Origin of the sequence: Nocardioides sp. zg-1230, assembly GCF_013155335.1 — a bacterium.
In the GTDB taxonomy this organism is placed as follows: domain Bacteria; phylum Actinomycetota; class Actinomycetes; order Propionibacteriales; family Nocardioidaceae; genus Nocardioides.
Map to the genome: position 1 here is coordinate 599,831 of NZ_JABJQZ010000002.1, position 24,822 is coordinate 624,652.

The 24,822-nt window shown below is 72.6% G+C and carries 30 protein-coding genes; 18 read left to right on the plus strand and 12 right to left on the minus strand.

The window, feature by feature from the left end; all coding sequences use genetic code 11:
• Nucleotides 1-8: 8 nt before the first annotated feature.
• Nucleotides 9-539 (minus strand): DoxX family membrane protein, encoded by a 531-nt coding sequence (locus HOO61_RS10945; RefSeq protein ID WP_172258702.1) that lies wholly within the window; start codon nt 537-539, stop codon nt 9-11.
• A gap of 73 nt (nt 540-612) precedes the next feature.
• Complete coding sequence (locus HOO61_RS24525) at nt 613-2,430, minus strand: sigma-70 family RNA polymerase sigma factor (RefSeq protein WP_172258703.1); 1,818 nt, start codon at nt 2,428-2,430, stop codon at nt 613-615.
• A gap of 221 nt (nt 2,431-2,651) precedes the next feature.
• On the opposite strand from HOO61_RS24525, the gene HOO61_RS10955 reads away from it, so the two are divergent.
• From HOO61_RS10955 to rsrA, 5 genes are all read left to right on the plus strand, one after another.
• Entirely contained in the window at nt 2,652-3,389 is a 738-nt protein-coding gene (locus tag HOO61_RS10955; RefSeq protein ID WP_172258704.1) for a hypothetical protein, read from the plus strand.
• A gap of 54 nt (nt 3,390-3,443) precedes the next feature.
• Nucleotides 3,444-4,187 carry an SOS response-associated peptidase gene (locus HOO61_RS10960; RefSeq protein WP_172258705.1) on the plus strand — a complete coding sequence of 248 codons (744 nt, stop codon included), beginning with the start codon at nt 3,444-3,446 and terminating at the stop codon, nt 4,185-4,187.
• On the plus strand, nt 4,184-4,846 hold the full coding sequence (locus HOO61_RS10965) for an alpha/beta family hydrolase (RefSeq protein ID WP_172258706.1): 663 nt from the start codon (nt 4,184-4,186) through the stop codon (nt 4,844-4,846). The genes HOO61_RS10960 and HOO61_RS10965 overlap by 4 nt, the downstream gene beginning before the upstream one ends.
• 63 nt (nt 4,847-4,909) lie before the next feature.
• Nucleotides 4,910-5,569 carry a sigma-70 family RNA polymerase sigma factor gene (locus HOO61_RS10970; RefSeq protein ID WP_172258707.1) on the plus strand — a complete coding sequence of 220 codons (660 nt, stop codon included), beginning with the start codon at nt 4,910-4,912 and terminating at the stop codon, nt 5,567-5,569.
• Nucleotides 5,566-5,847 (plus strand): mycothiol system anti-sigma-R factor, encoded by a 282-nt coding sequence (gene rsrA / locus HOO61_RS10975; protein WP_367650123.1) that lies wholly within the window; start codon nt 5,566-5,568, stop codon nt 5,845-5,847. Before HOO61_RS10970 ends, rsrA begins: the two co-directional genes overlap by 4 nt.
• Nucleotides 5,848-6,051: 204 nt before the next feature.
• Here the strand turns inward: rsrA and HOO61_RS10980 are convergent, their stop codons facing one another.
• Entirely contained in the window at nt 6,052-6,681 is a 630-nt protein-coding gene (locus tag HOO61_RS10980; protein ID WP_216658786.1) for a maleylpyruvate isomerase family mycothiol-dependent enzyme, read from the minus strand.
• Nucleotides 6,682-6,710: 29 nt separating this feature from the next.
• On the opposite strand from HOO61_RS10980, the gene HOO61_RS10985 reads away from it, so the two are divergent.
• The 5 genes from HOO61_RS10985 to HOO61_RS11005 all read left to right on the plus strand — a co-directional run bounded on the left by HOO61_RS10985 (nt 6,711) and on the right by HOO61_RS11005 (nt 11,358).
• A complete protein-coding gene (locus HOO61_RS10985) occupies nt 6,711-7,166 on the plus strand; it encodes a MarR family transcriptional regulator (RefSeq protein ID WP_216658787.1) in 456 nt (151 codons plus the stop codon).
• An 88-nt stretch (nt 7,167-7,254) separates the two neighbouring features.
• Nucleotides 7,255-8,043, plus strand: coding sequence for a hypothetical protein (locus HOO61_RS10990; protein ID WP_172258708.1), 789 nt, complete (start codon nt 7,255-7,257; stop codon nt 8,041-8,043).
• A 41-nt stretch (nt 8,044-8,084) separates the two neighbouring features.
• Nucleotides 8,085-10,115, plus strand: a complete 2,031-nt coding sequence (locus HOO61_RS24870) for an ATP-binding protein (protein ID WP_172258709.1) — start codon at nt 8,085-8,087, stop codon at nt 10,113-10,115.
• Nucleotides 10,112-10,762 (plus strand): response regulator transcription factor, encoded by a 651-nt coding sequence (locus HOO61_RS11000; RefSeq protein ID WP_172258710.1) that lies wholly within the window; start codon nt 10,112-10,114, stop codon nt 10,760-10,762. The genes HOO61_RS24870 and HOO61_RS11000 overlap by 4 nt, the downstream gene beginning before the upstream one ends.
• Nucleotides 10,763-10,797: 35 nt before the next feature.
• Nucleotides 10,798-11,358 carry a sugar O-acetyltransferase gene (locus tag HOO61_RS11005; RefSeq protein WP_172258711.1) on the plus strand — a complete coding sequence of 187 codons (561 nt, stop codon included), beginning with the start codon at nt 10,798-10,800 and terminating at the stop codon, nt 11,356-11,358.
• Nucleotides 11,359-11,506: 148 nt separating this feature from the next.
• Here HOO61_RS11005 and HOO61_RS11010 read toward each other — a convergent pair whose 3' ends face one another.
• A complete protein-coding gene (locus HOO61_RS11010) occupies nt 11,507-11,884 on the minus strand; it encodes a thioesterase family protein (protein ID WP_172258712.1) in 378 nt (125 codons plus the stop codon).
• A gap of 88 nt (nt 11,885-11,972) precedes the next feature.
• Between HOO61_RS11010 and HOO61_RS11015 the strand changes: the two genes are divergently transcribed.
• Both HOO61_RS11015 and HOO61_RS11020 read left to right on the plus strand, forming a co-directional pair.
• Nucleotides 11,973-12,494 (plus strand): SigE family RNA polymerase sigma factor, encoded by a 522-nt coding sequence (locus HOO61_RS11015; RefSeq protein WP_367650124.1) that lies wholly within the window; start codon nt 11,973-11,975, stop codon nt 12,492-12,494.
• The gene (locus tag HOO61_RS11020; protein WP_172258714.1) at nt 12,491-13,879 is read left to right on the plus strand and encodes a hypothetical protein; all 1,389 of its coding nucleotides are present in this window, start codon (nt 12,491-12,493) and stop codon (nt 13,877-13,879) included. Before HOO61_RS11015 ends, HOO61_RS11020 begins: the two co-directional genes overlap by 4 nt.
• 5 nt (nt 13,880-13,884) lie before the next feature.
• Here the strand turns inward: HOO61_RS11020 and HOO61_RS11025 are convergent, their stop codons facing one another.
• From HOO61_RS11025 to HOO61_RS11035, 3 genes are read right to left on the minus strand one after another with little or no spacing between them, the layout of a single operon-like run.
• Nucleotides 13,885-14,373 (minus strand): GNAT family N-acetyltransferase, encoded by a 489-nt coding sequence (locus HOO61_RS11025; protein ID WP_367650125.1) that lies wholly within the window; start codon nt 14,371-14,373, stop codon nt 13,885-13,887.
• 10 nt (nt 14,374-14,383) lie between these two features.
• On the minus strand, nt 14,384-16,060 hold the full coding sequence (locus HOO61_RS11030) for an acetolactate synthase (protein ID WP_172258715.1): 1,677 nt from the start codon (nt 16,058-16,060) through the stop codon (nt 14,384-14,386).
• Nucleotides 16,061-16,069: 9 nt separating this feature from the next.
• On the minus strand, nt 16,070-16,924 hold the full coding sequence (locus tag HOO61_RS11035) for a DUF2785 domain-containing protein (RefSeq protein ID WP_172258716.1): 855 nt from the start codon (nt 16,922-16,924) through the stop codon (nt 16,070-16,072).
• A 69-nt stretch (nt 16,925-16,993) separates the two neighbouring features.
• Between HOO61_RS11035 and HOO61_RS11040 the strand changes: the two genes are divergently transcribed.
• Complete coding sequence (locus HOO61_RS11040) at nt 16,994-18,463, plus strand: PAS domain-containing sensor histidine kinase (protein WP_172258717.1); 1,470 nt, start codon at nt 16,994-16,996, stop codon at nt 18,461-18,463.
• A 1-nt stretch (nt 18,464) separates the two neighbouring features.
• On the opposite strand, the gene HOO61_RS11045 is transcribed toward HOO61_RS11040, so the two are convergent.
• Entirely contained in the window at nt 18,465-18,716 is a 252-nt protein-coding gene (locus HOO61_RS11045) for a WhiB family transcriptional regulator (RefSeq protein ID WP_056601527.1), read from the minus strand.
• Nucleotides 18,717-18,871: 155 nt separating this feature from the next.
• Here HOO61_RS11045 and HOO61_RS11050 point away from each other — a divergent pair, with 155 nt between their 5' ends.
• On the plus strand, nt 18,872-19,291 hold the full coding sequence (locus tag HOO61_RS11050; protein ID WP_172258718.1) for a hypothetical protein: 420 nt from the start codon (nt 18,872-18,874) through the stop codon (nt 19,289-19,291).
• A gap of 48 nt (nt 19,292-19,339) precedes the next feature.
• On the opposite strand, the gene HOO61_RS11055 is transcribed toward HOO61_RS11050, so the two are convergent.
• Genes HOO61_RS11055 through HOO61_RS11065 form a run of 3 tightly spaced genes read right to left on the minus strand, consistent with a single transcriptional unit; the run spans nt 19,340 to nt 21,315 of the window.
• Nucleotides 19,340-20,185: an RNA polymerase sigma factor SigF gene (locus HOO61_RS11055; RefSeq protein ID WP_172258719.1), complete on the minus strand. Its 846-nt coding sequence runs from the start codon at nt 20,183-20,185 to the stop codon at nt 19,340-19,342.
• Nucleotide 20,186: 1 nt separating this feature from the next.
• Complete coding sequence (locus HOO61_RS11060; protein ID WP_172258720.1) at nt 20,187-20,603, minus strand: anti-sigma factor; 417 nt, start codon at nt 20,601-20,603, stop codon at nt 20,187-20,189.
• Nucleotides 20,604-20,658: 55 nt separating this feature from the next.
• A complete protein-coding gene (locus HOO61_RS11065; protein WP_172258721.1) occupies nt 20,659-21,315 on the minus strand; it encodes a GNAT family N-acetyltransferase in 657 nt (218 codons plus the stop codon).
• Nucleotides 21,316-21,464: 149 nt separating this feature from the next.
• Between HOO61_RS11065 and HOO61_RS11070 the strand changes: the two genes are divergently transcribed.
• Complete coding sequence (locus HOO61_RS11070) at nt 21,465-21,644, plus strand: hypothetical protein (protein WP_172258722.1); 180 nt, start codon at nt 21,465-21,467, stop codon at nt 21,642-21,644.
• Nucleotides 21,645-21,713: 69 nt separating this feature from the next.
• Here the strand turns inward: HOO61_RS11070 and sodN are convergent, their stop codons facing one another.
• The gene (sodN, locus tag HOO61_RS11075; protein ID WP_172258723.1) at nt 21,714-22,118 is read right to left on the minus strand and encodes a superoxide dismutase, Ni; all 405 of its coding nucleotides are present in this window, start codon (nt 22,116-22,118) and stop codon (nt 21,714-21,716) included.
• Between the two features lie 122 nt (nt 22,119-22,240).
• On the opposite strand from sodN, the gene HOO61_RS11080 reads away from it, so the two are divergent.
• The 3 genes from HOO61_RS11080 (at nt 22,241) to HOO61_RS11090 (ending at nt 24,807) form a co-directional block, all read left to right on the plus strand.
• Nucleotides 22,241-22,549 carry a S24/S26 family peptidase gene (locus HOO61_RS11080; protein ID WP_367650126.1) on the plus strand — a complete coding sequence of 103 codons (309 nt, stop codon included), beginning with the start codon at nt 22,241-22,243 and terminating at the stop codon, nt 22,547-22,549.
• Between the two features lie 20 nt (nt 22,550-22,569).
• Nucleotides 22,570-23,742, plus strand: a complete 1,173-nt coding sequence (locus HOO61_RS11085; protein ID WP_172258724.1) for an NADP-dependent malic enzyme — start codon at nt 22,570-22,572, stop codon at nt 23,740-23,742.
• 144 nt (nt 23,743-23,886) lie between these two features.
• Nucleotides 23,887-24,807: a hypothetical protein gene (locus HOO61_RS11090; protein ID WP_172258725.1), complete on the plus strand. Its 921-nt coding sequence runs from the start codon at nt 23,887-23,889 to the stop codon at nt 24,805-24,807.
• The last annotated feature ends 15 nt before the right edge of the window (nt 24,808-24,822 follow it).

Below are 24,822 nucleotides of genomic sequence, written 5' to 3' on the forward strand. Positions count from 1 at the left end.
TATCGAGGTCAGGTCAGCTGGGCCCTGGCCAACTTCGCCTCGCGACGCGCTTCCCTGGCGACGTGCTTGGCCTCGCGGCGCACGTCGGCGGCGGCGCGGCGGGCCCGCCAGGCCAGCCCGGGCCTGCCCTCGGTGTCGACAGCGGCGAGGAGCAGCCCGCCGAGGACGGAGGTGTTCTTGTAGAACTGCAGGCGCTGCGCGTTCTTGGCCTGCGGGTCGGTCTCGTTCCAGAAGGCGTGACCGGCGAGCGTGGTCGGCACGAGCGAGGCCGCCAGGACGCTGGCGCTCAGCCGCGGGGCGCGTCCGGTGGCGAGCGCGGCGGCGGCGAGGATCTGGGCGCCGGCGTTGATGCGGACGAGGGTGGCCGGGTCGGACGGGATCGGCACCTGGGGCGCCGCCTTCTGGGCGGCCGGGACCACCTTGTCGGTCACCTTCTTCGCCTTCGCGGCGTGGCCTTCGGTGTTGCGGAGGGCGTTGACACCGCCGGCGACGAAGATCGTGGCCAGCATGGGACGTGCGAGCAACCGGGTGATCGTCATGGGCCCCTGTCTACACGATGCGCGGGGAGCACGCTCCGTCCGCAGGGGTGCGTGGCTGGGGGGCCGGTCGGGGTCAGCCGAGGGTCGCGCGCCAGGTGTTGTTGCCGGCGTTCGAGTCGGCCCCGGACGGGGCGAGGGTGGCGACGACGCTGCCGCCCCGCGGGATCACCACCTCGACGGCGACGGAGGTGTCGCCGGAGACCTGGCAGGTGGCGACCGTCTTCACTGCCGTGCAGCGCCCGTCAGCCGTGCGCACGACCTCCGCGTCGACGCCCTCGATCCTCAGCTGCGCTGTCGCCCCCCCGGCGAGGCCGGCAACGCGCACCACGACGACGTACGTCGGACGGGCCCCGCCCACGGTCCCGGTCACCGAGGCGTCGGCTGCGGGCGGCTCGGGGGTGGGTTCCTGCGTCGGTTCCTGCGTCGGTTCCTGCGTCGGTTCCTGCGTGGGGTCCTGGGTGGGGTTCTGGGTGGGATCCGACGTCGGGTTCTGGGTGGGGTTCTGGGTGGGGTTCTGGGTCGGGTTCGAGGTCGGGTTGCCGGTCGGGTTGCCGGTCGGGTTCGAGGTCGGGTTGCCGGTCGGGTTGCCGGTCGGGTTCCCGGTCGGGTTCCCGGTCGGGTCGCCGGTGGGGTTGCCCGTCGGGTCGCCGGTGGGGTTGCCCGTCGGGTCCGAGGTGGGGTTGCCGGTCGGGTCGTCCGAACCCTGCGTCGGGTCGGTGGTGTCGGCCCCCGGGGGCGCGTCGGAGCCGGGCACGGATCCCGGCGTGTCCTCGACGTCGCCGGGTGGCAGGGCGAGCGCCGGTGAGTCGGACCCGCCCCGAGCGTTGGTCGCGGACTCACCGGTGGAGGAGGCGTCACCCGAGCTCGTCGTCCCCGAGCCCCCCGAGCCCGCTGACCCCGCCGATCCCGGCGCGCTCTCCGACGTGGAGGCCTGCGTCGGTGCCGCCGTCGGCGCGTCGGTGCCGCGCATGCTCAGGGCGATCCCGCCGGCGACGACGACGGTGCTCACTGCCACGCCGGCGACGGCCGCGACGCCGGCATTGGACGTGACGAGATCGCGGATGCGTCCCACGAGCACCCCCACGCCGACGGGGGCCGCGGCGGAGACGGCAGTGGTGCCGAGGTAGGCGGTCGCGACGCCGCCGAGGAGCAGCGGGGCGAGGAGGCCGCCGAGGTTGGAGTTGACCTCGGTCAGCTCGAGGTAGATCGCCATGCACGAGCGGCACTCGTCGAGGTGGTGCTCCACCTTGGCGGCGTCGCGTCGCGACGTGGCGTTGCGCACGTAGGCGCCGAGCTGGCCGTGGGTCCACCGGCAGGTGTCCTCGTCGAGCTCCGCCGCGTGCTGGGTCAGGAAGGCCTGGCGCAGGCCCTCGCGGGCGCGGTAGGCGAGCGCGGAGACCGAGTTGGCGCTCATCCCGAGCATGGGCGCGATGTCGGCGGGCTTGTCGCCCTCGACCTCGGTGTGCCACAGGACGAGCTGCCAGCGCTCGGGGAGGCTGGCGAAGGCGCGGGCGGCCGCGGCACTCTCGAAACCCTCGACGGCCGTGTCGCGGAACGGCACGCCCGGGTCGAAGGCCTCCATGTCGTCGGTGGTGTGCAGCCGGGCCCCGGCGCGGAAGCGGTCGACCTGGAGTCGCCGCACGGCGGTGAGCAGGTAGGCGCGGAAGGCGAGGTCGGGCCCGCCACCCCGCTGCAGCACCCCGAGCACCTTCACGAAGGCCTCGGACACGAGGTCCTCGGCGTCGCCCGCGGGCACGAGCTGGCGCGCGAGCCGGCGGGCCGCGTCGACGTGGCGCTCGAAGAGCGTGCCGTAGGAGTCGATGTCCCCGCCGCGGACAGCAGAGATCAGCTCAGCGTCGCTGGGCGCCTCGACGCTGGTGGTCACGCTCATGACTGCACGCTCATGGTTGGACGCTTCCCGAACACCACCCGGCGGTCGCCGGGCCATCCGACTGTAGCCCCGGTGGGGCGTCGACCACCCCCGAAAGTGAAGAATCGGGATTTTCGCCCGAGTTCGCGTCATGGGTGGCCATGAGGCCCGTCACACCACCAGAGCATGCCCAGAGCATGACTGGAGTAACCCGGAGGGGGTGTGCCGTGAGGATCTTCGCCATGCGTGGGCGTCGAGTCACGGCCGCCGATCCTGGGGTGAGCGAGCCGGAGCCCACCGTCGAGCGGTCGGGGTTGCCGCACCGGTTCGAGGCTGTCGGCGAGGCGCTCACCTCAGGATCGGACGTCCTCGGCGTCTGCGCCGTCGCGGGCCAGGAGCTGGCTCGCGACGGGGCGTCGATGGAGGAGACCCTCGCGGGGCTGCGCGACACGTGGCGGTTCCTGACCGGCGCCGATCCGTCGTACGACGTCGTCACCGCGCTGCTCACCGCGTGGAGCGAGACCACGCTGGGCTACCTCAACCAGCTGTCCTGCGAGGACCCGCTCACCGGGTTGTCCAGCCAGGCGCACCTGCGCAGCCGCCTCTCGGAGCTCTACCGGCTCGGGGGAGCCGGGACCGACAACGGCATCGGCGGCTTCGCGCTGGTCGTCTTCGAGATGCCGTCCGGTGACGACCCGTCCGACGAGCCCGGTGACCACTTCACCCGGGCCATGCGCCTGGCGCGGGCGGGGGAGCTCGCGCGCACGGCGTTCGCGCGTGACGAGACGGTGGCCCGGCTCGGGCTGCACCGGGTCGGGATCCTGACGCGGCGCGACGGTCACCTCGGGCGACGGGTCCGGGTGCTGCGCACGCTGCTCGACCGGGCGGAGCCGGACTCCCCGGTCCGCGTGTGGATCGAGGGGCTGCCGAGCACGGACGCGATCGCCGGCATGCTGCTCGACGAGCTGGCCCGCGGCTGAGCCTGGATCCACGCTGAGCCGACCCTGTCGGCCGGCTCCCCTAGGGTGGGTGCCGTGTGTGGTCGCTACGCCTCATCCCGGAGCCCGGACGACCTCGTCGAGGAGTTCGAGGTCGTCGAGACCCGGATCGCCGCGCCGCTCGCGCCCGACTACAACGTCGCGCCGACCAAGGAGGTCTACGCCGTGGTCGAGCGGCCCCCGTCGCGGGAGAGCGAGGAGCCTCCGCAGCGCCAGCTGCGCGTCCTCACGTGGGGACTCGTCCCGTCGTGGGCCAAGGACCCCTCGATCGGCAACCGGATGATCAACGCACGGATGGAGACCGTCGCGGAGAAGCCGGCCTACCGCAAGGCGTTCGCCACCCGACGGGCGCTCCTGCCCGCCGACGGCTACTTCGAGTGGTACCCCACGTCCCGCACCAACGCGAAGGGCAAGCCGGTCAAGCAGCCGTTCTTCATCCGTCCCAAGGACGGCGGCGTGCTCGCGATGGCCGGGCTCTACGAGATCTGGCGTGATCCGACGAGGTCCGAGGACGACCCCGACCGCTTCCGCTGGACCTGCACGGTGCTGACCACCGAGGCAGAGGACTCGCTCGGCCACATCCACGACCGGATGCCGCTGATGGTCGAGCGCGAGCGCTGGCACGCGTGGCTCGACCCGACCACACCCGGAGACATCTCCCTCCTCGTGCCCGCCGCCCCCGGCCGCCTCGAGGCCTACCCGGTGCCGACCCTGGTGAGCAACGTGCGCAACAACGGACCCGAGCTCGTGGAGCCGCTGCCCGTGGAGGAGATCGAGTGAAGAAGGCGTCCGTCCGGTCGGTCGACACCCCCCACGGCGAGGGTCGTCTGCACACGCGACGTGCCACCAGCCCGATGGCGACCCTGCTGCTCAGCCACGGCGCCGGCGGCGGCGTGGACGCCCGCGACCTGTGGGCGCTGGCCGACGCGCTGCCCGCCCAGGGCGTGACGGTCGTCCTGTTCGAGCAGCCCTGGCGGGTCGCGGGCCGCAAGATCGCGACCGCCCCGCCGACCCTCGACACGGCGCTGCGGTGTGCCGCCGACGTGATGCGCGTGCGCACGCCCCTCGTCGTGGGTGGCCGGTCGGCGGGCGCCCGCTCGGCGGCCCGCACGGCGCGGTCGCTCGGCGCCACGGGCTGCTTGGCCCTGTCGTTCCCGCTCCACGCTCCCGGGCGGACCGAACCGACCCGGCTGGGGGAGCTGCAGGCCGTCGGCCTGCCGACGCTCGTGGTGCAGGGGGAGCGCGACCCGATGGGCCGGCCCGAGGAGTTCCCCGGCGACCTCGACGGGCTCGACCTGGTGGTGATCCCGGGCGGCGACCACTCCCTGAAGGTGTCCGCGCGGGGTGAGGTGACCCAGGACGAGGCGATGGGGATCGTCGTCGAGTCGACCCTGGAGTGGCTGGTGCGCGAGGTGGTCGGGAATCCCCGGCGAGGGTGACGTGTTCTGGTCGGTGTGACTGCGATGACCCTCGATCGGCCCACGGCGGTACTGTGGGAGGCGATGACTGAATCCCTCCGGGACGAGATGTCCCCACCTGCAGAGGTCGCCGTCGAGGACGAGACCGCCGACCAGCGCTCCGCGCGCTTCGAGCGCGACGCACTGCCCTACCTCGACCAGCTCTACGGCGCAGCGATGCGGATGACCCGCAACCCGGCCGATGCCGAGGACCTGGTGCAGGAGACCTTCGCCAAGGCCTACAGCGCCTTCCACCAGTTCAAGCCCGGCACCAACCTCAAGGCCTGGCTCTACCGCATCCTCACCAACACCTACATCAACTCCTACCGCAAGAAGCAGCGGCAGCCGCAGCAGTCGATGTCGGAGGACGTCGAGGACTGGCAGCTCGCCCGGGCGGAGTCGCACTCCTCGACCGGCCTCCGGTCCGCGGAGATGGAGGCGCTCGAGCACCTGCCCGACTCGGAGGTCAAGGACGCGCTGCAGCGCCTGCCCGAGGAGTTCCGCCTGGCGGTCTACCTCGCCGACGTCGAGGGGTTCCCCTACAAGGAGATCGCCGAGATCATGGACACCCCGATCGGCACCGTCATGTCGCGCCTGCACCGCGGGCGCCGCCAGCTGCGCGACATGCTCGCCGACTACGTGCGGGCCAACGACCTCCTGCCGGCGTCCACCGTGCCCGGTCCGGGAGAGGGGAGCGAGTCGTGAGCAGCCACGAGCACGGCATGGAGAGCAGCGACGACTGCGTCGACTACATCGAGCGCATCGTCTACTTCATCGACAACGAGCTCGACCAGGCCGACTGCGCCGTCGTCGAGATGCACCTGCGCGAGTGCGGGCCCTGCCTCGAGCGCCACGACCTGCAGAAGGCCGTCAAGCAGCTCGTCGCCCGCTCCTGCTCGGAGTCGGCTCCGGAGTCGCTGCGCGACCGCGTACGCCTGCAGCTGCGCGAGGTGCGGGTCCAGATCACCGAGGGCAACGCCTGACCCGATTCGCCGCCTCCGGGCGGATTTGAGACACTGCTCCGAGCACCGATTCCAGGAGGACCACCATGGGCAAGACCGGACGCAAGCGCCGCGCTCGCAAGAAGAAGGGCGCGAACCACGGCAAGCGCCCCAACGCCTGACGCGCACCCGCGCCGTCATCTCGTAGAAGTCCCCGCCGCGGCGGGGACTTTTGCATGTCCGCGGTCAGGTGCGGACGAAGGTCTCCGCCGCACCGCGCAGGTGGGTGTGGGCGATGCTGCGACCGGCGGCGGCGAGGAGCAGCCACTGGACCGGTCCCTCCACCCGGCGTCCCGATCCGGCCTCCCACCCCACGTCGGTGGCGACGAGGTGGACGCCGCGCAGGCGGGGACCGATCGGGAAGCGCCGCGACCACCAGACCACGCGCTCGAGCGCGGCAACGGCGGCGTCGGTCGGCATCGGGTGCTCGAGGCCGAGGGGGAGGCAGATGTCCTGCGTGTGGACCAGGACGTCGAGCAGCGGCTCCTGCTCGGACACCATCGGCACGGTCCGCCTCGAGCCGACGAAGCTGCGCAGCCGGTCCACGATCTGCTCGTGGGTGAGCGGGCAGCGGATCGCGGTGTCGCGGATCATCGCCCGGTAGCGGAAGCCCGACCGCACGGAGGCCCCGAGGAGCTCGCGCACGCCGGAGTGGGAGAGCGCCAGGTGGGCGGCCACGTCGCGGACCGTCCAGTCGGCGCACAGCGACGGCACCCGCCACCGGTCGTCAGGCAGCCCGGCGAGGACGTCGGCGAGGGCGGCGCGTTCCGTGTCGATGTGGCGCCAGGTCGTGTCGCTGTCCATGGTGTGCTCCATTGGTCAGATTCTCTGACTATCATGGACCCGTGCCGGACGAGACGTCAACGGACGACCCGCAGCCCAACGTCGGCGTGCTGATGTACGTCGCCGCCCGCTCGCTGGAGGCACGGGCGTACGACGCCCTGGTGGCCGCGGGTGCAGCCGACGTGACGCCGACGCAGGCCCGCCTGATGGCGCAGGTGGACCCCGATGGGTCGCGCCTGGTGACGCTGGCGGCGAGGGCGCGGATCACCAAGCAGTCCGCGAGCTTCCTCGTCGACCAGCTCGAGCGCGCGGGCTACGTCGAGCGCGTCCCCGACCCGTACGACGGCCGGGCCAAGCTGGTCCGGCTCACCCCGCGGGCCCGGGAGGTGGGCGACGCGGCCGACGCCGTCGTGGCCGTCGCGTTGGGGCAGTGGGAGGAGCACCTCGGCTCCGCCCGCATGCGCGCGCTCGAGGAGACGATGCGCCTGCTGCGCCAGGTCACGGACCCGTGGGCGTGACGTCAGCCGGGTGAGCGGCGATGGCCGGGACGGCGTCGGGACATCTGTCCGATGCGGTCGGGACAGCGGGAACCGCAGAGTCAGGGCCATGACCACACACCACGTCACCCAGCCCCACGTCCCCTCGACCACCGGCGACCCGACCCGCGCGATCGGTCGCGGCCGGCGATCGCTCCTGGCCGCCAGCGGTCTGCTCGCGTGCGCCGTGCCGGCGATGTTCGCCGTCAACATCACCCGCATGCTCCTGACCGGTGCGGACGCCGACCACAGGTTCCACCAGCTCACCGGACAGGGGGAGATCCTCTGCGCGCTCTGGCTCGTGCCGATCCTGGCCATGCTCCGCGCCGGGTGGCACGGCCGCCGACCCAGTGCCGCCGCCGGCTGGGCACACCTCGTGCTCGTGCTGGCGGGGGCCGTCTCGGCCGCGGTGTCGCAGGGCGGCGGTGCGCCGGTCCTCATGCTCGTCGTCGGCGTCCCCGGTGCGTTCCTGTGGGCCTGCCTGCCCCTCCGCCCGCGCCTGCGCGTCCCGGTCCAGGTTCACCCGGTGCTGATGCCGGTCGCGCTGGTGGCCAGCGCCGTCCTCCTGCCCTACGCCATCGACCAGCTCGCGCTCCAGGACGCAGCGACCGGCTACCACGCGGAGAACCCGCACTACTTCGACATGGCGTGGATCTCGATCGTCCTGGCCTCCTACTCCCTGCTCGCCGCGTTGCTGCCCGCGGCACGGGTGCTGGCGCTCGGTTTCGCCGCGGCCATGGTCTGGACGGGCTCCGCGGGGCTGGCGCTCGGGGAGGGCGTGGCCTGGTCCGCGTCCGTCCTCGCTTGCGGGGTCCTCGCCGGGACGGCCTGGGCCGCCGACCGACGACGCGGTCGCTGAAAGCGTCACCGGCCACGTCCACCACACCTAGGATCCGCCTCGTGCAGCCAGCGTCGCGACCCCGGTCACGTCCCGTCACCGTGGGCGCGACGCTGGCTGCCGCTCCGGGGATCCTCGGTGGCGCGCTCGCGCTTGCGCTGGTGACGGTCCTCGACGCGTGGGACCTGGCGGTGGCCGGCGAGGTGCCGGTCGACGCCGTCGTCGCAATCATCTACCCGGTGACAGCACTCCTGGTGCTCAGCTCGCCGGCCCTGCGTCCTGGCGGACGCACCCTCGCGTGGATCCTCCTGGCGGCCGGCGGCTGCTCGGGCGTCGCCACCCTCGCCACCGTCGGCGCCCAGGCAGCCACGGAGTCCTCGACCGCGACGGGCGTCGCGGTCGTGCTCCTGAGCAGCATGTGGGTGCCGGGCTTCCTCACCCTGCTCACGCTCGTCCCGCTGTTCTACCCCGACGGGCTGCTCCCGGGCCGGCTGTGGCTATCCGCCGCCGCGGCAGCGGTCGTGGGCCTGGTGCTGCTGACGGCGGGACTCGCGCTCCACCCGCTCACCTTCGAGGGCCGGATCGAGCTCACCAAGCCGTTCACCCACCTGGCGGCCTCGCGCGGGCTGACGGTGATCGCCGTCGTGCTCCTCGTCCCCGCCGGCCTGGCCGCCATGGCGTCGCTCGTCGTACGACTGGTGCGCTCGCGCGGGCTCGCACGCCGCCAGGTGGTCGTCTTCCTCGCGGCCGCGGGCCTGCTCGTCGTGGTGACCCTCGCGCAGGGACCGCTGCCCTCCCCGGTGGACATCCTGGCGCAGGCCCTCGCCGCGGCACTGGTCCCCGTCGCGATCGGTGTGGCCATCACCCGGCACGGCCTCTACGACCTCGACGTCGCCGTACGGCGCGCACTGGTCGCGGGGAGCCTCGGCGCGTGCCTCGCCGGGGCCTACCTCAGCCTGTTCGCCGTCCTGCAGGCCCTGCCCCAGCACAGGTCGGCGCTGAGCGCCGCCGTGGCCGCCGGTGTGACGGGTGCCGTCATGCAGCCCCTCGCCAGGCGGCTGGCGGCCGGCGTGGACCGCATGTTCTACGGCGACCGTGCCGACCCGTTCGCCGTGACCAGCGAGCTGGGCGCCCGGCTCACCCGGGCCGGCCTCGACGTCGACCTCGTCCCCCAGGTCGTGTGCTACACCGTCGTCGACACCCTCCGGTTGCCGGGGGCACGGGTGTGGTTGTCCGGCGACGACCGTGACCGTCCGGTCGCGGTGGCAGGAGCGGTCGGCGAACGTCGCCCGACGGCCTTCGAGCTGCGACATCGCGGCGAGGTGGTGGCCGAGCTGGACGTGTGGCCGCGTGCCGGGGAGCAGGAGCTGCACCCACGCGACCGTGTCGTGCTGAGCGGCGTTGCCGACCAGGTCGCGCCGGCGGTCGCCGCGCTGCAGCTGCACCGCCAGCTGCAGAGGAGCCGCGAGGCTCTGGTGGCGGCCCGGGAGGACGAGCGCCTGCGGCTGCGTCGCGACCTCCACGACGGTCTGGGCGCGACATTGGCAGGTCTGCGCCTGCAGGTCGAGACCGCGCAGGAGGTGTGCGAGCAGCCGGACGTCGACCGTCTGCTCGGGTCGGCCGTCGCCGGCATCTCCCAGGCGGTCGACGAGGTCCGTGCGATCACCGACGGTCTGCGGCCGGCTGCACTCGACGAGCTCGGCCTCGCACGAGCGCTGTCCGCGCTGGCGGAGCGGGTCCGGACGCCGGGACGCGAGGTCGAGGCCGACATAGACGAGCACGTCGCGGCGGACCCCGCGGTCGAGGTCGCACTCCACCGCATCGCCGCGGAGGCCTTGGCGAACGCCGTACGCCATTCACGAGCGGGACGGGTGGTCCTGCGGGTCCGTGACGGCGCGGGGGTCGTGCTCGAGGTCACCGACGACGGGGTGGGGATGGACCCGGCGGGGAGCCCTGCCACCGGGTCGGGTCTGGGACTGGCGTCGATGCGGCAGCGGGCCGAGGAGGTCGGTGGGACCCTGCAGGTGCACACCTCTGAGTCGGGGACGACCGTCCACGCCCTGCTCCCGCACGCCGTAGGAGATCTGCGATGACAACCGTCCTGCTCGTCGACGACCACCCGCTCTTCCTCGACGGCGTCCGGGCCGCACTCACGGGGGCACCCGACACGGAGGTGGTGGGAGAAGCGCGCGACTGCCGGGAGGCCGTCGAGATGGCCGCCGCTCTCCGGCCCGACGTCGTCCTCATGGACCTGAACCTGCCGGACGGCTCCGGGGTCGACGCGGCGCGCGAGATCCTCGCCACGTCACCGGACACCGGGATCCTGGTCATCACGATGTCGGCCGACGACGACGCGGTGGTCGCCGCGATGCGTGCCGGTGCCCGCGGGTACGTCGTCAAGGGAGCCGGTCGCGCCGACCTGCTTCACGCCGTCGCGACCGTGGCGGCCGGGGGCGCAGTCTTCAGTCCGGCGGTCGCCGCCCGGCTGGGCGGCTGGTTCAGCGGTGTGGCCGACCGCCCGGGACGCGAGGCGTTCCCCCAGCTCAGCGAGCGCGAGCGGGAGGTGCTCGACCTCGTGGCGCGGGGGCTCGACAACCGCAGGATCGCCCGCGAGCTGTTCCTCTCGGAGAAGACGGTGCGCAACCACGTCTCGACGCTGCTCGGCAAGCTGGACGCGGCCGACCGCGCCGAGGCGATCGCGCGTGGCAGGCGCGCCGGTCTCGGCCAGGACCCGAACTGACCCGACGTGATCCGACCGCCTTGTACGTTGGGCCGATGAGCGGGAAGAGCATGCGCGAGCGGATGCTGGCGGGGGACCCCTACATCGCCGACGACCCGGTCCTGGCCGAGGAGTCGCGGCGTGCGCAGGGCCTGGCCCACCGGATCAACACGATGGACCCCAACGACGGCGACGGACGTCGGACGCTGCTCGAGGAGCTGCTGGGCGGCTTCGGCGAGCACAGCGAGGTACGACCGCCGTTGCACTGCGACTACGGCTACCAGACGACGATCGGCGCCCGGACCTTCGTCAACTGGGGCGTGACCTTCCTCGACGTCGCCACGATCACGATCGGCGACGACGTCCAGATCGGCCCCCACGTCCAGCTGCTCACCGCCACGCACCCGCTCGAGCCGCAACCGCGCCGCGACAAGTGGGAGGCGGCCGAGCCCATCACGATCGGCGACAACGTCTGGCTCGGCGGCGGCGTGATCGTCTGCCCGGGCGTCACCATCGGGGCGGACACGGTCGTCGGCGCCGGTTCGGTCGTCACCCGCGACCTGCCGGCCGGGGTCGTCGCCGTCGGATCCCCGGCCCGGGTGCTCCGCGAGCTCTGAGGGCCGACCGGCTCTCCAGAACCTGAACATGTCCGGCCGTGCACGGGCCGACAACTTCAGCGATCCCCGGCCAGCCGGGGGTTCCTGGACATGTCAGGCCTTGCACAGGCCGACAACTTCAGCGACCAGCTCTGAGCCCCGGCCCGGATCACCCGAGCCGGGACAGGAACCGCTCGGAGTCGACCACGACCCGGGTGATCTCGCCGGCCGCGAGCACCTTGCCGCTCGTGATGTCGCGCGCGCTGACCGTGAAGCGGTGGAGGCGGCCGTCCTCGTAGGCGCTGGACGCGCTGACCTCGACCGCTGCGCCGACGGGGCTGGCGACGAGGTGCTCGACCTGCACCCGCGTGCCGACGCTGGTCGACCCGTCCGGCAGCACGGGCTCGAGGCAGGCGCAGGTGGCGGCCTCGAGCCAGGCGAGCAGGCGCGGCGTACCGAGGACGGGTAGCGACCCGCTGCCGACGGCTGCGGCGGTGTCGTCGTCGGTGACGACGTACGTCAGCGTGGCGGGCTCGAGCTGCGGCATGGGCAGGCCTTCCGGGATTCGGGGGCGTGGTGGGGCAACCTGTGGGACTGACACACGTCTACCAGACATGGGAGCGAGGACCGCGGGGGTGGGGACCGGGATCGAGCCATCGGTGGACATCACCGAGCTCTACGCCGCCCACCGGCTGTCGCTGGTACGTCTCGCGGTGCTGCTCGTCGACGACCTCGCCTCGGCCGAGGACGTCGTCCAGGACGCGTTCGCCGCGCTCGCCCGCCGACCCCATGCGGTCGAGGACCCGTCGAAGGCCCTCGCCTACCTGCGCGTCGCGGTCGTCAACACGGCGCGGTCCGCGCTGCGGAGACGTCGTACGGCACGGGCGTACTCACCACCCCACGACCTGTCGCCGCCCACGCCCGAGGACAGCGCGGTGCTGGCGGAGGAGCACCGGGAGGTCATCGAGGCGTTGCAGCAGCTCGCTCCCCGGCAGCGGGAGGTCCTGGTGCTGCGCTACTGGTCGAACCTGTCGGAGGCCGAGATCGCTCGGACGCTCGACATCAGCCAGGGGACGGTGAAGTCCACCGCCAGCCGCGCGCTCGTCGCGCTGGAGCGGGCCATGACCGTCACGAGCTCGGGGAAGGAGGAGCGATGAACGAGATGGAGGACCGCCTCCGCGCCGCCCTGTCCGCGCGCGCCGAGCTGGTGCAGCCCGAGCACCTGGCCCCGCTCACCCCGGCCGTCGACCTGCGGCCGCGCTGGCAGTCGCCCTGGGTGCTGCTCGCCACCGCGGCGGTCGTGCTGCTCGTGCTCGGTGCCGTCTTCCAGGGCCTCGCCCGCGACCCGCGGTCCGACGACGTCGCGCCGCGGCCGGGTCAGCCCGAGCTCGAGCTTCCGGCCGACGTCGGCCGGGGCTGGGAGCGCAACGACCTCGACACCCCGCCGCGGCTCGACCTCGACGGTGATGGGGTCGACGAGAAGGTCGTCTTCCGCGGTGAGCCCACCCCGGATTTCGACGGCCGCTTCCGTCTGGAGACGACGCTCAGCAGCACGGGCGAGGACGCCTACGGCATCGCGGAGGTGGGGACGACGATCGCCACCAACGTCCTCGATCCGATCGACGCAGACGGGGACGGCGACCAGGAGCTCGTCCTCTACTACGACGACGCCGAGGCAGTCGGCGGAGGCGGTCGCCCGCTGGTCTTCGACCTGCGCGACGGCCTCCTGGTCCAGGCCGTGCCGGAGCACCCCGACCTGCTCCAGCGCGGCCAGGTGCCGCTGCCGGGCACGGCGTCGGCGCACTACGAGATGGTGCGGCTCCACGACTACTGGTTCGAGGACGGCGCGCTGTGGTCGAGCCGGACGGTCGACGCCTATGCCGCGGGCAACATGACGTTGTTGCGCCCCGAGCGCTACGAGGTCGACGCCTACGAGTGGCGGTTGGGCGACGACGGGGTCCTGCGCGCCGGGGACGCCTCGTGCCGCGTGATGTTCCCGGAAGGACAGGAGCCGTGCGGGTCGGAGGCCGAGGAGGGCTTCCTCCCCTACATCAACACCGTCGCGACCGAGACCTTCGGCATCGGGGAGAGGGCGGACTTCCGCGAGGGCTATCGCTACAGCGCACGCCTGGAGGCCTTCGCCGACCCGAGCCTCGTGGTCGAGGGGGACGACGGCCGCACGGTGCGCTACGACGACTTCGCGATCGGCGACCCGCGGATCTCCACCGTGCAGCCCATGGGCGTCGACGGCGCCTCGTTCTTCGTGACGTCGGCCTCCGACCCGTCGTACGTCGAGGTGCTGGCGCAAGACGGTGACCAGCTGCGTTCGCTGCAGGCGGTTGGCGAGATCGACCTCCTCGACGAGGGCGATGTGCGGACGTGGCTGACGCCGAACGGCAGCGTGGTCACCGTGACGGCGCAGGAGGATGGCTCGTGGATCGCCTGGACCTGGCAGCACGTGCGCTCGGGGATGACCGCTCTCCCGTGGGGCACCGTGTGCTTCGACGACGTCGACGACCCGTCCACGGCGCGCCGCTGCTGATCGCCTCAGAAGGACTTGTGGAAGGCGAGCAGGTCGACGCCCGGCACCGGTGACCAGTCGCGGCCGGGGTCGCGGACGTAGCCGAGTCGCGCGTAGACCCGGTGGGCCGCGGCCATCGTCGCCAGCGATGACAGCGCCATCCCGGTGGCGTCGTCCTCGCGTGCGCGCTGCTCGCACAGCCGGGCCAGTGCCGTGCCGGCACCGGAGCCCTGCGCGGCCGGGTGGACCGCCAGCATCCGGAACTCGCCCTCGTCGTCGCGCCCGATCTCCCGCCACGGCGAGCCGGGCGGGCAGTAGGTCACCACGCCGACCACCCGGTCGTCGAGGGCGGCCACCCACACCTCGGCCTGCGCGTCACGGGTCGCGACGTCGCGCAGCCGGTCGCGGTAGTCGTCCTCGGCGCCCGTGAGCAGCGGGTCGTACGCCGCCACGCACACCTCGCCGGCCGCTGCGTGCTCCTGGGGGCGGATGCGACGCACCTCCAGCCCGGTCACGGCCGGGACCTCAGATGCCGAACGTGTTGCGGGGGTAGGCCGCCTCGACGTCGGTGATGACGTTGACGAGGTAGGGCACTCCGGCGGCGTACGCCCGGTCGAGGGCCGGCCCGATCTGCTTCGGGTCGGTGACCGTCTCCCCGGCTCCACCGAGCGCCTTCACCACGTCGTCGTACGGCGTGCGCTGGGCGAGGTCGGCGGCGACGTCGTAGCCGTAGAGCATCTGCATCGGGCCCTTCTCCAGGCCCCAGGCGGAGTTGTTGCCCATCACCATGACGACCGGGAGGTCGTGGCGCACGAGGGTGTCGACGTCCATGAGCGAGAAACCGGCCGCGCCGTCGCCGAGCAGGAGCGTCACCTGCGCGTCGGGTCTCGCGATGCGGGCCGCGATCGCCGCGCCGAGGCCGGCGCCGAGGCAGCCGTAGGGACCGGGGTCGAGCCAGCCGCCGGGCCGCTTCGGCTCGACGTACTTGCCGGCGAAGGAGACGAAGTCGCCGCCGTCGCCGATGACGACCGAGTCGTCCTCGAGCCGGGGGACCAGCTCACCGTAGATGCGGGCGGGGTGGATCGGGTCGGCCTCGGCGGTGAGGAGCTGGGCGTCCCGCTCGGCAGCCGTCCTCACCTGGTCGGCGAGCTGGTCGGACCACGCACGCCAGTCGGGCTTGTCGCCGCGCTCGACGGCTGCCTGCAGGCCGTCGAGGACGGTGGTGAGGTCACCGGACACGGAGGCGGCGAGCTCGGCGTGGCCGGCGACCTGGCCGGGGGAGTCGGCGATGTGGACGACCCGCGCGAACTCGCCGGTCGGGTTCTTGTCGGGACCACCGAAGGCGCCGTAGCCGAGGCGGAAGTCGAGAGGCGTGCCGACCACGACGACCAGGTCGGCGCCGGACAGGGCGGCGCCGCGGGCCTTGGTGACCAGCGAGCGGTGCCCGCCCGGGATGACGCCGCGGCCCATGCCGTTGGTCAGGGTCGGGATGCCGAGGTCCTCCACGAAGCGCAGCGCGGCCGCCTCGGCGTGGTCGGCCCAGACGTCGGTGCCCAGGATGAGCACCGGCCGCTCGGCGCGGGCGAGGAGGCCCGCGATCGCGACGATGGCGTCGCCGTCCGGCTCGATGCGGGTGCCCTCGCCGGAGCCGACGCTGCCGGAGGCGGAGTTGAAGAACTCGTCCATCGGGATGTCCACGAAGACCGGGCCCCGGTGGCTCGAGCGGGCCAGGGTGAAGGCCTCGTCCATGCCGGCCGCCACGTCGCCGGCCGTCATGAGCGTCTTCGCCGACTTCGCCACCGGCGCGATGATCGGCGGCTGGTCGAGCTCCTGCAGCGAGCCGGTGCCCCAGCGGTTCTGTGGCGCGCGACCGCCGACGACGACCATCGGGGAGCCCGCGAACTGGGCCTGCGCGATGGCGCTGATGCCGTTGGTGACGCCCGGCCCCGCGGTGAGCACGGCCAGGCCGGGGACGCGGGTGAGCTTGCCGGTCGCCTCGGCTGCGAAGGCGGCGGTCTGCTCGTGGCGCACGTCGAGCAGCCGCATCTGCGGGCCCTGCCCCTCCTGCTGCGTCTTCACCGCGCCGTCGTACATCGGGAAGACGTGGGCCCCCGACAAGGTGAACATGGTCTCGACGCCGTGGGCTCGGGCGACCTGGACGGCCAGCTCGCCGCTGTGGCCGGTGATCTCGCTGCTGCTCATGCCCGCAGGTTAGCGGGTGTCTACTCGCAAGTAGGGAGCGTTCGTCATGCGGAGCGCCTCGATCACGACGAGCAGCAGGTCAGGCCGCACGGCCGGCGGGTCGGGCGCCAGCGAGAGGTGGACGAACAGGGCGCGGAGGAACGCCTGGGGGGCCGCGCTCGACGCGAACGGGTCGTGGTCGACCGGGCCCCCGAACGGGTTGCCGGCGGCCCCGACGCGGTGCACCCACGGCTCGAGGACGTCCACGCCGAGCGCGTTGCGGCGCAGGATCCGCATCGCCGCGTGGGCCATCCGGTCCGGCTCGCCGGCCGCGAGCGGCGCGTCGGCCGGCTGCTGCAGGAGCCGCTCGGCGAGCACGTCGAGCAGCACCGCGAGCTCCGGGCCGGCCAGGTGCGGCGACTCGCCGAGGGCGCCCAGGGTGTCGGCGCCGTGCGCGACCGCATGGGCCCACCCCTTGTCGGCCACGAAGCCGCGGGTGTCCTGCTCGGCGAGGAACCACGTCACGATGCGGTCGCCCCACTCCATGACCTTGGCGCCGGGGAGCAGGTGCTGGGTGTTGTCGCGCTCGAGGCAGTCGGCGAGGACGAGCGCGCTGAAGCTGCGCCGGAACACGGTGTCGGTGCCGACCTCGCCGATCCCGACGGCGAGGCCCGCGACCATCCCGTCGCCGAGCCCGCCCAGCAGGTCGTCGTAGACGCCGTTGTCGATCCAGGTGGCCAGGGCGGGGTAGGCGGTGCCGTCGCGGACCTCGGGACGCGTCGAGCCGAGCATCGTGGTGAGCTCGGCGGTGAGGTCGTCGAGCGGGCGGTCCGAGGGAACCTCGAACCCGGCCTTCTGCACCTGGTCCCAGTACCCGAGCGACATGCCGCCCATCCTGCCAGCCCTCCCCGACACAGCCCCAGCCCGGTCCGTCCGGGGCCCTAGGCTGGCCGGGTGCCCTCCCTCCACGAGCTCGTGCGAGCCCACACCGACCTCGTCGAGGACGACGTCGCCTGGCTCCAGCTGCTCATGGCGGACTGGCAGATCCTCGCCGACCTTTCCTTCGCCGACCTCGTGCTCTGGCTCCCCGACCGCGAGGGCAGGGGCTACTGGGCGGGCGGGCAGATGCGTCCCACGACCGGCCCGACGGCGCTGGTCGACGACGTCCTCGGGACCTTCATCCCGACCGGGCGCCGCCGGATGCTCGACGAGGCCTACACGACCGGTCGGCTGGTGCGCGAGGGCGACCCGGAGTGGCGCGACGACGTACCCGTGCGCGTGGAGGTCATCCCCGTGCGCCGGGCCGGACGGGTGATCGCGACGATCGCCCGCAACACCAACCTGCTCGGCGTACGCACCCCGAGCCGCCTCGAGCTCAGCTATCTCCAGACCGCCGCCGAGCTCACCCAGATGATCGCGGCCGGGCACTTCCCGCTCAGCGGGCAGCGCAGCGACCACGCCGACTCACCCCGCGTCGGCGACGGCTTCGTCCGTCTCGATCCGGCCGGTCGGGTCGTCTACGCCAGCCCCAACGGCCTCTCGGCCTACCGCCGGCTCGGCCTGCAGGGAGACCTCGCCGGCCACGTCCTCACCGACCTCACCCGCGAGCTGGTGCCGGCCCGCTGGCGCCCCGACGAGGAGACGCTGAGCGCGGTGCTGGGTGGGCGCGACGGCCGTGCGACCGAGGTGGGCACCGACGAAGTCACCCTCATCGTGCGCAGCATCCCGCTCCGTCCGCAGGGTGAGCGCAGCGGTGCGCTGCTGCTGGTGCGGGACGTCACCGAGCTGCGCAGCCGCGACCGGGAGCTGGTGACCAAGGACGTCACGATCCGTGAGATCCACCACCGGGTGAAGAACAACCTGCAGACCGTCGCCGCCCTGCTGCGGCTCCAGGCGCGTCGTACGCCCGCGGAGGACGCGAAGGCGGCGCTGGAGGAGGCCGTGCGCCGGGTCGGGTCGATCGCGATCGTGCACGAGACGCTCAGCCACGCGGTGGAGGAGACGGTCGACTTCGACGAGATCGCCGACCGACTCGGGTCGATGGTCGTCGACGTCAGCGGCGTGGAGGTGCCGGTCCGGGTCGTGCGTGAGGGCTCCTTCGGGAAGCTACCCTCTGAGGCGGCCACGCCGCTCGCGATGGTGCTGACCGAGCTGCTGCAGAACGCCGTCGAGCATGGCTACGCCGGGGTCCCTGCCGAGACGTCGGGCCGGGTCGTGGTCACCGCACGCCGCATCGTCGGCCGCCTCCACGTCGTGGTCGAGGACGACGGCCGGGGGCTGCCCGACGACTTCGACCTCGACTCCTCGACCCAGCTCGGCCTGTCGATCGTGCGCACGCTGGTGGAGTCGGAGCTCGGCGGCGTGCTGGACATCGGACCGGGCAGCCGGGGCACGCGCGTGCAGGCGGACCTGCCGGTCGACTGACTCAGGCCGTGCGGATGCGGGCCCGGGCGTTGCGTCGCTTGAGCGCGCGGCGCTCGTCCTCGCTGAGGCCACCCCACACTCCGTGGTCCTGGCCTGCCTCGAGGGCCCACGCGAGGCACTGCTCGCGCACCTCGCAGCGACGGCACACCTGCTTGGCCTCCTCGATCTGCAGGATCGCGGGCCCGGTGTTGCCGATGGGGAAGAAGAGCTCGGGGTCTTCATCGAGGCATGCGGAGCGGCTGCGCCAATCCATGGGTGGGGGAATCCCTCTTTCACATCACGTCGGTTGCTGTTGGCGGACGTTCAGCTGGGCCCGGGCGCATGACAGCGCAGCGACCAGACTGACAACATTTGAACGTTCACACAACCCCCGCTGCTGGTCGTGTCCGTCACAACTACTGTTGCCCGGTGACCGTTACGCCCCCGGTGGATCCCCGTGACCGCGACCTTACCGTGCCGCCCCCGCTCGCGGTAGCGGCTGCGCTGGTCGCCGTCGAGGCGTTCCTGCTCCTCGTGCTGGCCGTCCTCGAGCTGGCCAACCTACGCTCGATCCGGCTCACCATGGGCGTCACCACGACGATGTTCTTCCTCGTGGCCGCGGCCGGGCTGGCCTGGTGCGCCTGGTCGCTGTGGAAGGCGCGGCGCTGGGCACGCGGGCCGGTCGTGATGGCCCAGCTGATCCAGCTCGGCCTGGCGTGGAACTTCCGCGACGCGCCCACCACGCTCGTCGCGATCGGGCTCGCGGTCGTCGCGCTGGTCGTCGTCGCGGGCCTGCTCCACCCGGCGACGACCCGGGTGCTGGAGGACGACGCGCCGCCCGAGCGGTAGCCGGCCGTCCCTTCCGGTCGGGTCAGCCGGTCGGGTCAGTCGGTCGGGTCAGTCGGCCTCGAGCGACGTACGCAGCTGGGCGAGCGTGCGCGTCAGCAGGCGGGAGACATGCATCTGGGAGACGCCGATCTCCTCGGCGATCTGGGACTGCGTCATGTTCTTGAAGAAGCGCAGGAGCAGGATCCGCTTCTCGCGCTCGCCGAGGCCCTCGAGGAGCGGCTTGATCGACTCGCGGACCTCGACGTGCTCGATGTTGGCGTCCTCGACCCCGAGCGTGGCGAGCATCGCCGGGGGGCCGTCGTCGCTGTCGTCCGAGGCGTCGAGCGACAGCGTCGCGTAGGCGTGGGAGGACTCGATGCCCTCCATGATCTCCTCCACCGTGCAGCCGATGACCTCGGCCAGCTCGCGCGGCGTGGGGGAGCGACCCAGCTTCTGGGTCAGCTCGCCGGTGGCGCTGCCGATCTGCATCCGCAGCTCCTGCAGGCGGCGTGGCACGCGGATCGCCCAGCCCTTGTCGCGGAAGTGACGCTTGATCTCGCCGATCACCGTCGGTGTCGCGTAGGTCGAGAACTCGACGCCGCGGTCGGTCTCGAAGCGGTCGACGGCCTTGATCAGGCCGATGGTGCCGACCTGCACCAGGTCCTCGAACGGCTCGCCCCGGTTGCGGAAGCGCCGGGCGCAGTGCTCCACCAACGACAGGTGCAGGTGCACCAGGTCGTCGCGCGCCACGGCCCGCTCGGCGCTGCTCGCCTCGTCGTCGCGCAGCACCCCGAACAGGTCGGCACTGCGCGCACGTACGTGGTCGAGACCGCTGGGCGCGACGCCGTCGGCCTCGTGGTCATGGGCAGCGTCGCCTGCCGTGTCGTCCCCCGTGTCCCCCGTGTCTCGGCTCATGTCAGAGCTCGGCACCTGTCATTCCCGCAGCCACCGCCGACGTCACCGTGAAGCGGACGCGGAAGCGTCCACCCTCGGGTCCTGCCGAGGCGTCCTGCGCCATCGTGTCGAGCACCTGCCAGGCGAAGCTCTCGGTGTCGAGCGGGGGGTCGTCGATCGCCTCGACCTGCAGCTCGACGGTCATCGAGCCGGGACCGAACCAGAAGGTGGCGACGAGGTCGGTGCCGGGATCGGCCTCCGGGATGACGAGCGCGCTCGCCTCGCCGATGGCGATGCGCAGGTCCTCGATGTCGTCGATGGTGAAGTCGAGCCGGGCGGCGAGCCCGGCCGCCGTGGTGCGGACGATCGTCGCGAAGGCTCCCTCGGCGGGGAGCCGGAGCTCGACGTCGGCGCGAGATGTCCCCGTGTTGTCTGCCATCTGCGTCAGTGTCCCGTCCTCGAGGCCGATGCTGCGCACACCCTAGCCGTCACGATCACTGGAACCACGGACACACCTGGTCGCGCGTGCGGAGCTCGTGGCGGTGGCGAGGCTCGTGGAGCAGCGCGGTTGGTCGGCGACCGACGCGTGCCACCGGCACCGGCGACGGCGTACGGACCGACCCGTCCACCGAGGCGTTCGGCTCGAGCTCGACGACGACGCCGTACACCCCGTTGCCCTCGTCCTCCAGCTCCACCGGGCCGAGCCGGCGCAGCATCCCCAGCGACGCGGGGTTGTCCTGGAGCACCTCGGTGATGATGCGGTCCACGCCCACCGGACGGCTGCGTACCAGCACCTCGAGCAGCGCGGTCGCGACGCCGCGACCCTGCCACTCGTCCTTGACGGTGACGGCGAGGTCGGCCGCGTCGGTGGCGTCGGCGTAGCGCACCATCCGGGCCAGGGCGACCGGGTCGTAGACGTCGGGGCTCGTCTCCGCGCACAGCACGAGGGCGATGTGGTCGACGCCGTCGACGTCGTCGACGAGGTGCTCCAGCATGGTGTCGCTCAGGTGCCGGACCGGCGCGAGGAAACGGCGGCGCTGCGACTCGGGGGAGAGGGTCTCGAACTCCGCCACGAGCGTCGCCCGGTCGGTGCGCTCCAGTGGTACGACGAAGGCGTCGGTGCCGTCGCGCAACGTCACCTGCTCGATCATCGGCCCTCCTGTCCGCCGGGCGGTGCCCAGCCAGCCGGAGCCTAGCCAGCCGGAGCCCTCCTGGCGGTCCAGACCTCGCGTCGCGGGTCGTTGATGGGTCGCCCGGGGAGGAGCAGACTCGTCGGAGCGGGGGGAGGACGGTGATCTGGATGAACAACCTCAAGCGGTTCACGACCTGCAAGCTCTTCGACCACCGCTGGACGAAGATCTCCTACCCCGTCGGATCCGACGGCGAGCGGGCCGGGAAGTTCCTCCGCTGCCTGCGCTGCGGCAAGGAGGACCACAACGTGGGTGCTGTCGCGAAGGGGCCCAACGGCGCCATGGCGTGACGGGGAAGCAGAACGCCGCACCGACCCGGAGGTCGGTGCGGCGTCGAGAGCGTCAGGCCTTCGTTTCGCTCAGGCCTTCTTCGTCTCCCAGAAGATCTCCGCGATCTCGTCGATCTTGGCGAGCAGCTCGTCGGCCTTGCCGGCGTCGAGCTCACCCTTGGTGCCGGAGGCACCGGCCAGCTTGGTGGCCTCGTTGACGAGGGTGTGCAGCTGGGGGTACTTCTCGAAGTGCGGGGGCTTGAAGTAGTCGGTCCACAGCACCCACAGGTGGTGCTTGACGAGCTCCGAGCGCTGCTCCTTGATGAGGATCGCGCGGGTCCGGAAGTCGGGGTCGTCGTTGTCGGCGACCTTGGCGATGATCGCCTTGATCGACTCGGCCTCGATGCGGGCCTGGGCAGGGTCGTAGACGCCGCAGGGAAGGTCGCAGTGGGCGGAGACCTCGACGGTGGGGGCGAGCAGCAGGTGGCGAAGCATCGGATTCCTCTCGATCGGGAAGATGTGCATCTGCTGCGACACTACTCCGCGTGGAGAGGCGTCTGCAGCGGGGTCCCGCCCCTCGGGGTGGACGCTCCGGGCCCCCGTTCGGGACGGCTGTCGTGCGCGGTCGTTCGATGCTCCCGACGCTGCGCGACGGCGATCTTCTCCTCGTCCGGTACGGCGCCTCGCCCCGGCCCGGCGACCTGGTCGTCGCCCGGTTCGTCGACGGCACGGTCGCGGTCAAGCGTGCGGTCGAGGGACGTCGTACGCGCTCCGGCGCAGCCGGCTGGTGGCTGCTGAGCGACAACCCCGACGAGGGCGTCGACTCCCGCCACCGCGGGCCCGTGCCGGAGGTCGACGTGCTGGCCGTCGTACGCCTTCGAGTGTGGCCTTCCCCACGCGTGGGACGCAGGCTCGCAGGCCCCTGACCTGTGCCAGTATCCCGGGCATGGCTTCGCACCCGCACGCCGGCGACCCCGTCTTCGACCTGCACGTCGGCGGCAAGATGGAGATCCGCTCGACGGCCGCGCTGACCGGCCCGGACGAGCTCTCCCTCGCCTACACGCCCGGCGTGGCGCGGGTGTGCGAGGCCATCGCCGCGGACCCGTCGATGACCCAGCACTACACGTGGGTGCCCAACACGGTCGCCGTCGTCACCGACGGGACGGCGGTCCTCGGCCTCGGCGACATCGGCCCGGCCGCCGCGATGCCGGTGATGGAGGGCAAGGCGGTGCTCTTCAAGCAGTTCGGCGGCGTCGACGCCGTGCCGATCTGCCTCGACACCACCGACGTCGACGAGATCATCGAGACCGTCGTCCGGCTCGCGCCGAGCTTCGGCGGGATCAACCTCGAGGACATCTCGGCCCCGCGCTGCTTCGAGATCGAGGCCCGGCTGAAGGAGCGCCTCGACATCCCGGTCTTCCACGACGACCAGCACGGCACGGCCGTCGTCGCGCTGGCAGCGCTGACCAATGCGCTGCGGTTGACCGGTCGCGACGCCGCGACCGTCCGCGTGGTGGTGCAGGGCGCCGGTGCCGCTGGCGTGGCCGTGGCGCGCATCCTGCTCGAGGCCGGGGTGCGCGACGTCGCGGTCCTCGACCGCAAGGGCGTGCTCAACTCCGAGCGCGCCGACCTCACGGAGGTCAAGGCCGCACTCGCCCGCGACACCGCCGACGTGTCCGGTCGGTCGGGGAGCCTGGCCGACGTGATGGCCGGTGCCGACGTCTACATCGGCGTCTCCGGCGGGCAGGTGCCCGAGGAGATCGTGGCCTCGATGGCCGCCGACGCGATCATCTTCGGCCTGGCGAACCCGACGCCCGAGGTGCACCCCGACCTGGCGAACAGGTACGCCCGGGTCGTCGCCACCGGGCGCTCGGACTACCCCAACCAGATCAACAACGTGCTCGCGTTCCCCGGCATCTTCCGCGGCGCCTTCGACGTCCACGCCACCGCGATCACCGAGGGCATGAAGGTCGCCGCCGCGACCGCCCTCGCCGAGCTGGTCGGCGACGACCTCCGCGAGGACCTGGTCATCCCGTCGCCCTTCGACCCGCGCGTCCCGGGCGCCGTACGCTCCGCGGTGGCCGACGCCGCCCGCCGCGACGGGGTCGCGCGCCGCTGACCCGACCCCGGGCCGGGCGGTCGCAGAGCGTCGAACAGGACGAAGTCCTGCCCGGGCCGGATCGGCACGCCCGAGCAGGCTGGCGCGCCCAGGTTCGCCCTGTTGGACGCGCCGCGCGATGTGCTGCTCTGGCAGCATCGGGGCATGGACGTCGAGGTGTCGGGGGCGGAGCGGCTGCGGTTCGGGGACGGGACGCCCGTGCGGGCGGCCTCCGCGGTCGCGCCGTTCGGTGACGGACACCTCGTCGCCTCCGACGACACCGTCCACGCGGCGTGGTTCCGCCCGGAGGAGGGAGCCACCCGCGTACGACTCCTGCCGCCGGTGGACGGGCACGAGGTGTTCGACGAGGAGTCAGGCACCAAGCACCTCAAGCCCGACCTCGAGGCGGCGTGCCATGTGACGACGGGTGCGGGACCGGCGGTGCTGCTGATGGGGTCGGGCTCCTCGTCGCGGCGGATGCGGTGGTGCCTGCTGCACCTCGAGGAGGGTGGACCGCGCGTGGTCGTCGCCGACATGACCGAGGTGTACGCAACCGTCGCCGCAGCGCTGGACGTCGCGCACGACGTGCTGAACCTCGAGGGTGCCTGCGTCGTCGGCGACACGCTGCGGTGGTTCCACCGCGGACTGCCCTCGGCGGGGCTGCCGTCCGGCAGCGTGGACCTCGATATCGGCGCAGCCCTCGCCGCGGCACGCCGCGAGGTGGCTGCGGCAGACCTGCAGGTGTCGCGGCCCGTGCACTACGACCTCGGGTCGGCGGACGGCGTCGGCCTGGCGATCACGGACGTCGTGCACCTCCCCGACGAGGGCCTGCTCGCCAGCGCCGCGGCCGAGGACAGCCCGAACGCACGCGACGACGGGCCGGTCACCGCGACGGCCCTGGCCCTGATCCGCGACGACCGGGTCACCGAGGTGGTGCGGCTCCCGGAGGTGCGAGGCAGCGTGCTGAAGGTCGAGGGACTCATGGTGCTCGAGGCGGGAGCATCGCACGCGACCCTGCGTGCCGTCACCGACGTCGACGACCCCGACGCCGCGTCGTGGGCGGCGACGCTCCACGTGCGCCTCTGAACCTGCGGACTCTTG

Bases quoted from the DNA above. Each gene is read 5' to 3' on its own strand.
- HOO61_RS10945 (WP_172258702.1), bottom strand. From the start codon at position 539: ATGACGATCACCCGGTTGCTCGCACGTCCCATGCTGGCCACGATCTTC.
- HOO61_RS24525 (WP_172258703.1), bottom strand. From the start codon at position 2,430: ATGAGCGTGACCACCAGCGTCGAGGCGCCCAGCGACGCTGAGCTGATC.
- HOO61_RS10955 (WP_172258704.1), top strand. From the start codon at position 2,652: ATGCGTGGGCGTCGAGTCACGGCCGCCGATCCTGGGGTGAGCGAGCCG.
- HOO61_RS10970 (WP_172258707.1), top strand. From the start codon at position 4,910: ATGACTGAATCCCTCCGGGACGAGATGTCCCCACCTGCAGAGGTCGCC.
- HOO61_RS10980 (WP_216658786.1), bottom strand. From the start codon at position 6,681: ATGGAGCACACCATGGACAGCGACACGACCTGGCGCCACATCGACACG.
- HOO61_RS10990 (WP_172258708.1), top strand. From the start codon at position 7,255: ATGACCACACACCACGTCACCCAGCCCCACGTCCCCTCGACCACCGGC.
- HOO61_RS11000 (WP_172258710.1), top strand. From the start codon at position 10,112: ATGACAACCGTCCTGCTCGTCGACGACCACCCGCTCTTCCTCGACGGC.
- HOO61_RS11005 (WP_172258711.1), top strand. From the start codon at position 10,798: ATGAGCGGGAAGAGCATGCGCGAGCGGATGCTGGCGGGGGACCCCTAC.
- HOO61_RS11010 (WP_172258712.1), bottom strand. From the start codon at position 11,884: ATGCCGCAGCTCGAGCCCGCCACGCTGACGTACGTCGTCACCGACGAC.
- HOO61_RS11020 (WP_172258714.1), top strand. From the start codon at position 12,491: ATGAACGAGATGGAGGACCGCCTCCGCGCCGCCCTGTCCGCGCGCGCC.
- HOO61_RS11030 (WP_172258715.1), bottom strand. From the start codon at position 16,060: ATGAGCAGCAGCGAGATCACCGGCCACAGCGGCGAGCTGGCCGTCCAG.
- HOO61_RS11035 (WP_172258716.1), bottom strand. From the start codon at position 16,924: ATGTCGCTCGGGTACTGGGACCAGGTGCAGAAGGCCGGGTTCGAGGTT.
- HOO61_RS11045 (WP_056601527.1), bottom strand. From the start codon at position 18,716: ATGGATTGGCGCAGCCGCTCCGCATGCCTCGATGAAGACCCCGAGCTC.
- HOO61_RS11055 (WP_172258719.1), bottom strand. From the start codon at position 20,185: ATGAGCCGAGACACGGGGGACACGGGGGACGACACGGCAGGCGACGCT.
- HOO61_RS11060 (WP_172258720.1), bottom strand. From the start codon at position 20,603: ATGGCAGACAACACGGGGACATCTCGCGCCGACGTCGAGCTCCGGCTC.
- HOO61_RS11065 (WP_172258721.1), bottom strand. From the start codon at position 21,315: ATGATCGAGCAGGTGACGTTGCGCGACGGCACCGACGCCTTCGTCGTA.
- HOO61_RS11070 (WP_172258722.1), top strand. From the start codon at position 21,465: ATGAACAACCTCAAGCGGTTCACGACCTGCAAGCTCTTCGACCACCGC.
- sodN (WP_172258723.1), bottom strand. From the start codon at position 22,118: ATGCTTCGCCACCTGCTGCTCGCCCCCACCGTCGAGGTCTCCGCCCAC.
- HOO61_RS11085 (WP_172258724.1), top strand. From the start codon at position 22,570: ATGGCTTCGCACCCGCACGCCGGCGACCCCGTCTTCGACCTGCACGTC.
- HOO61_RS11090 (WP_172258725.1), top strand. From the start codon at position 23,887: ATGGACGTCGAGGTGTCGGGGGCGGAGCGGCTGCGGTTCGGGGACGGG.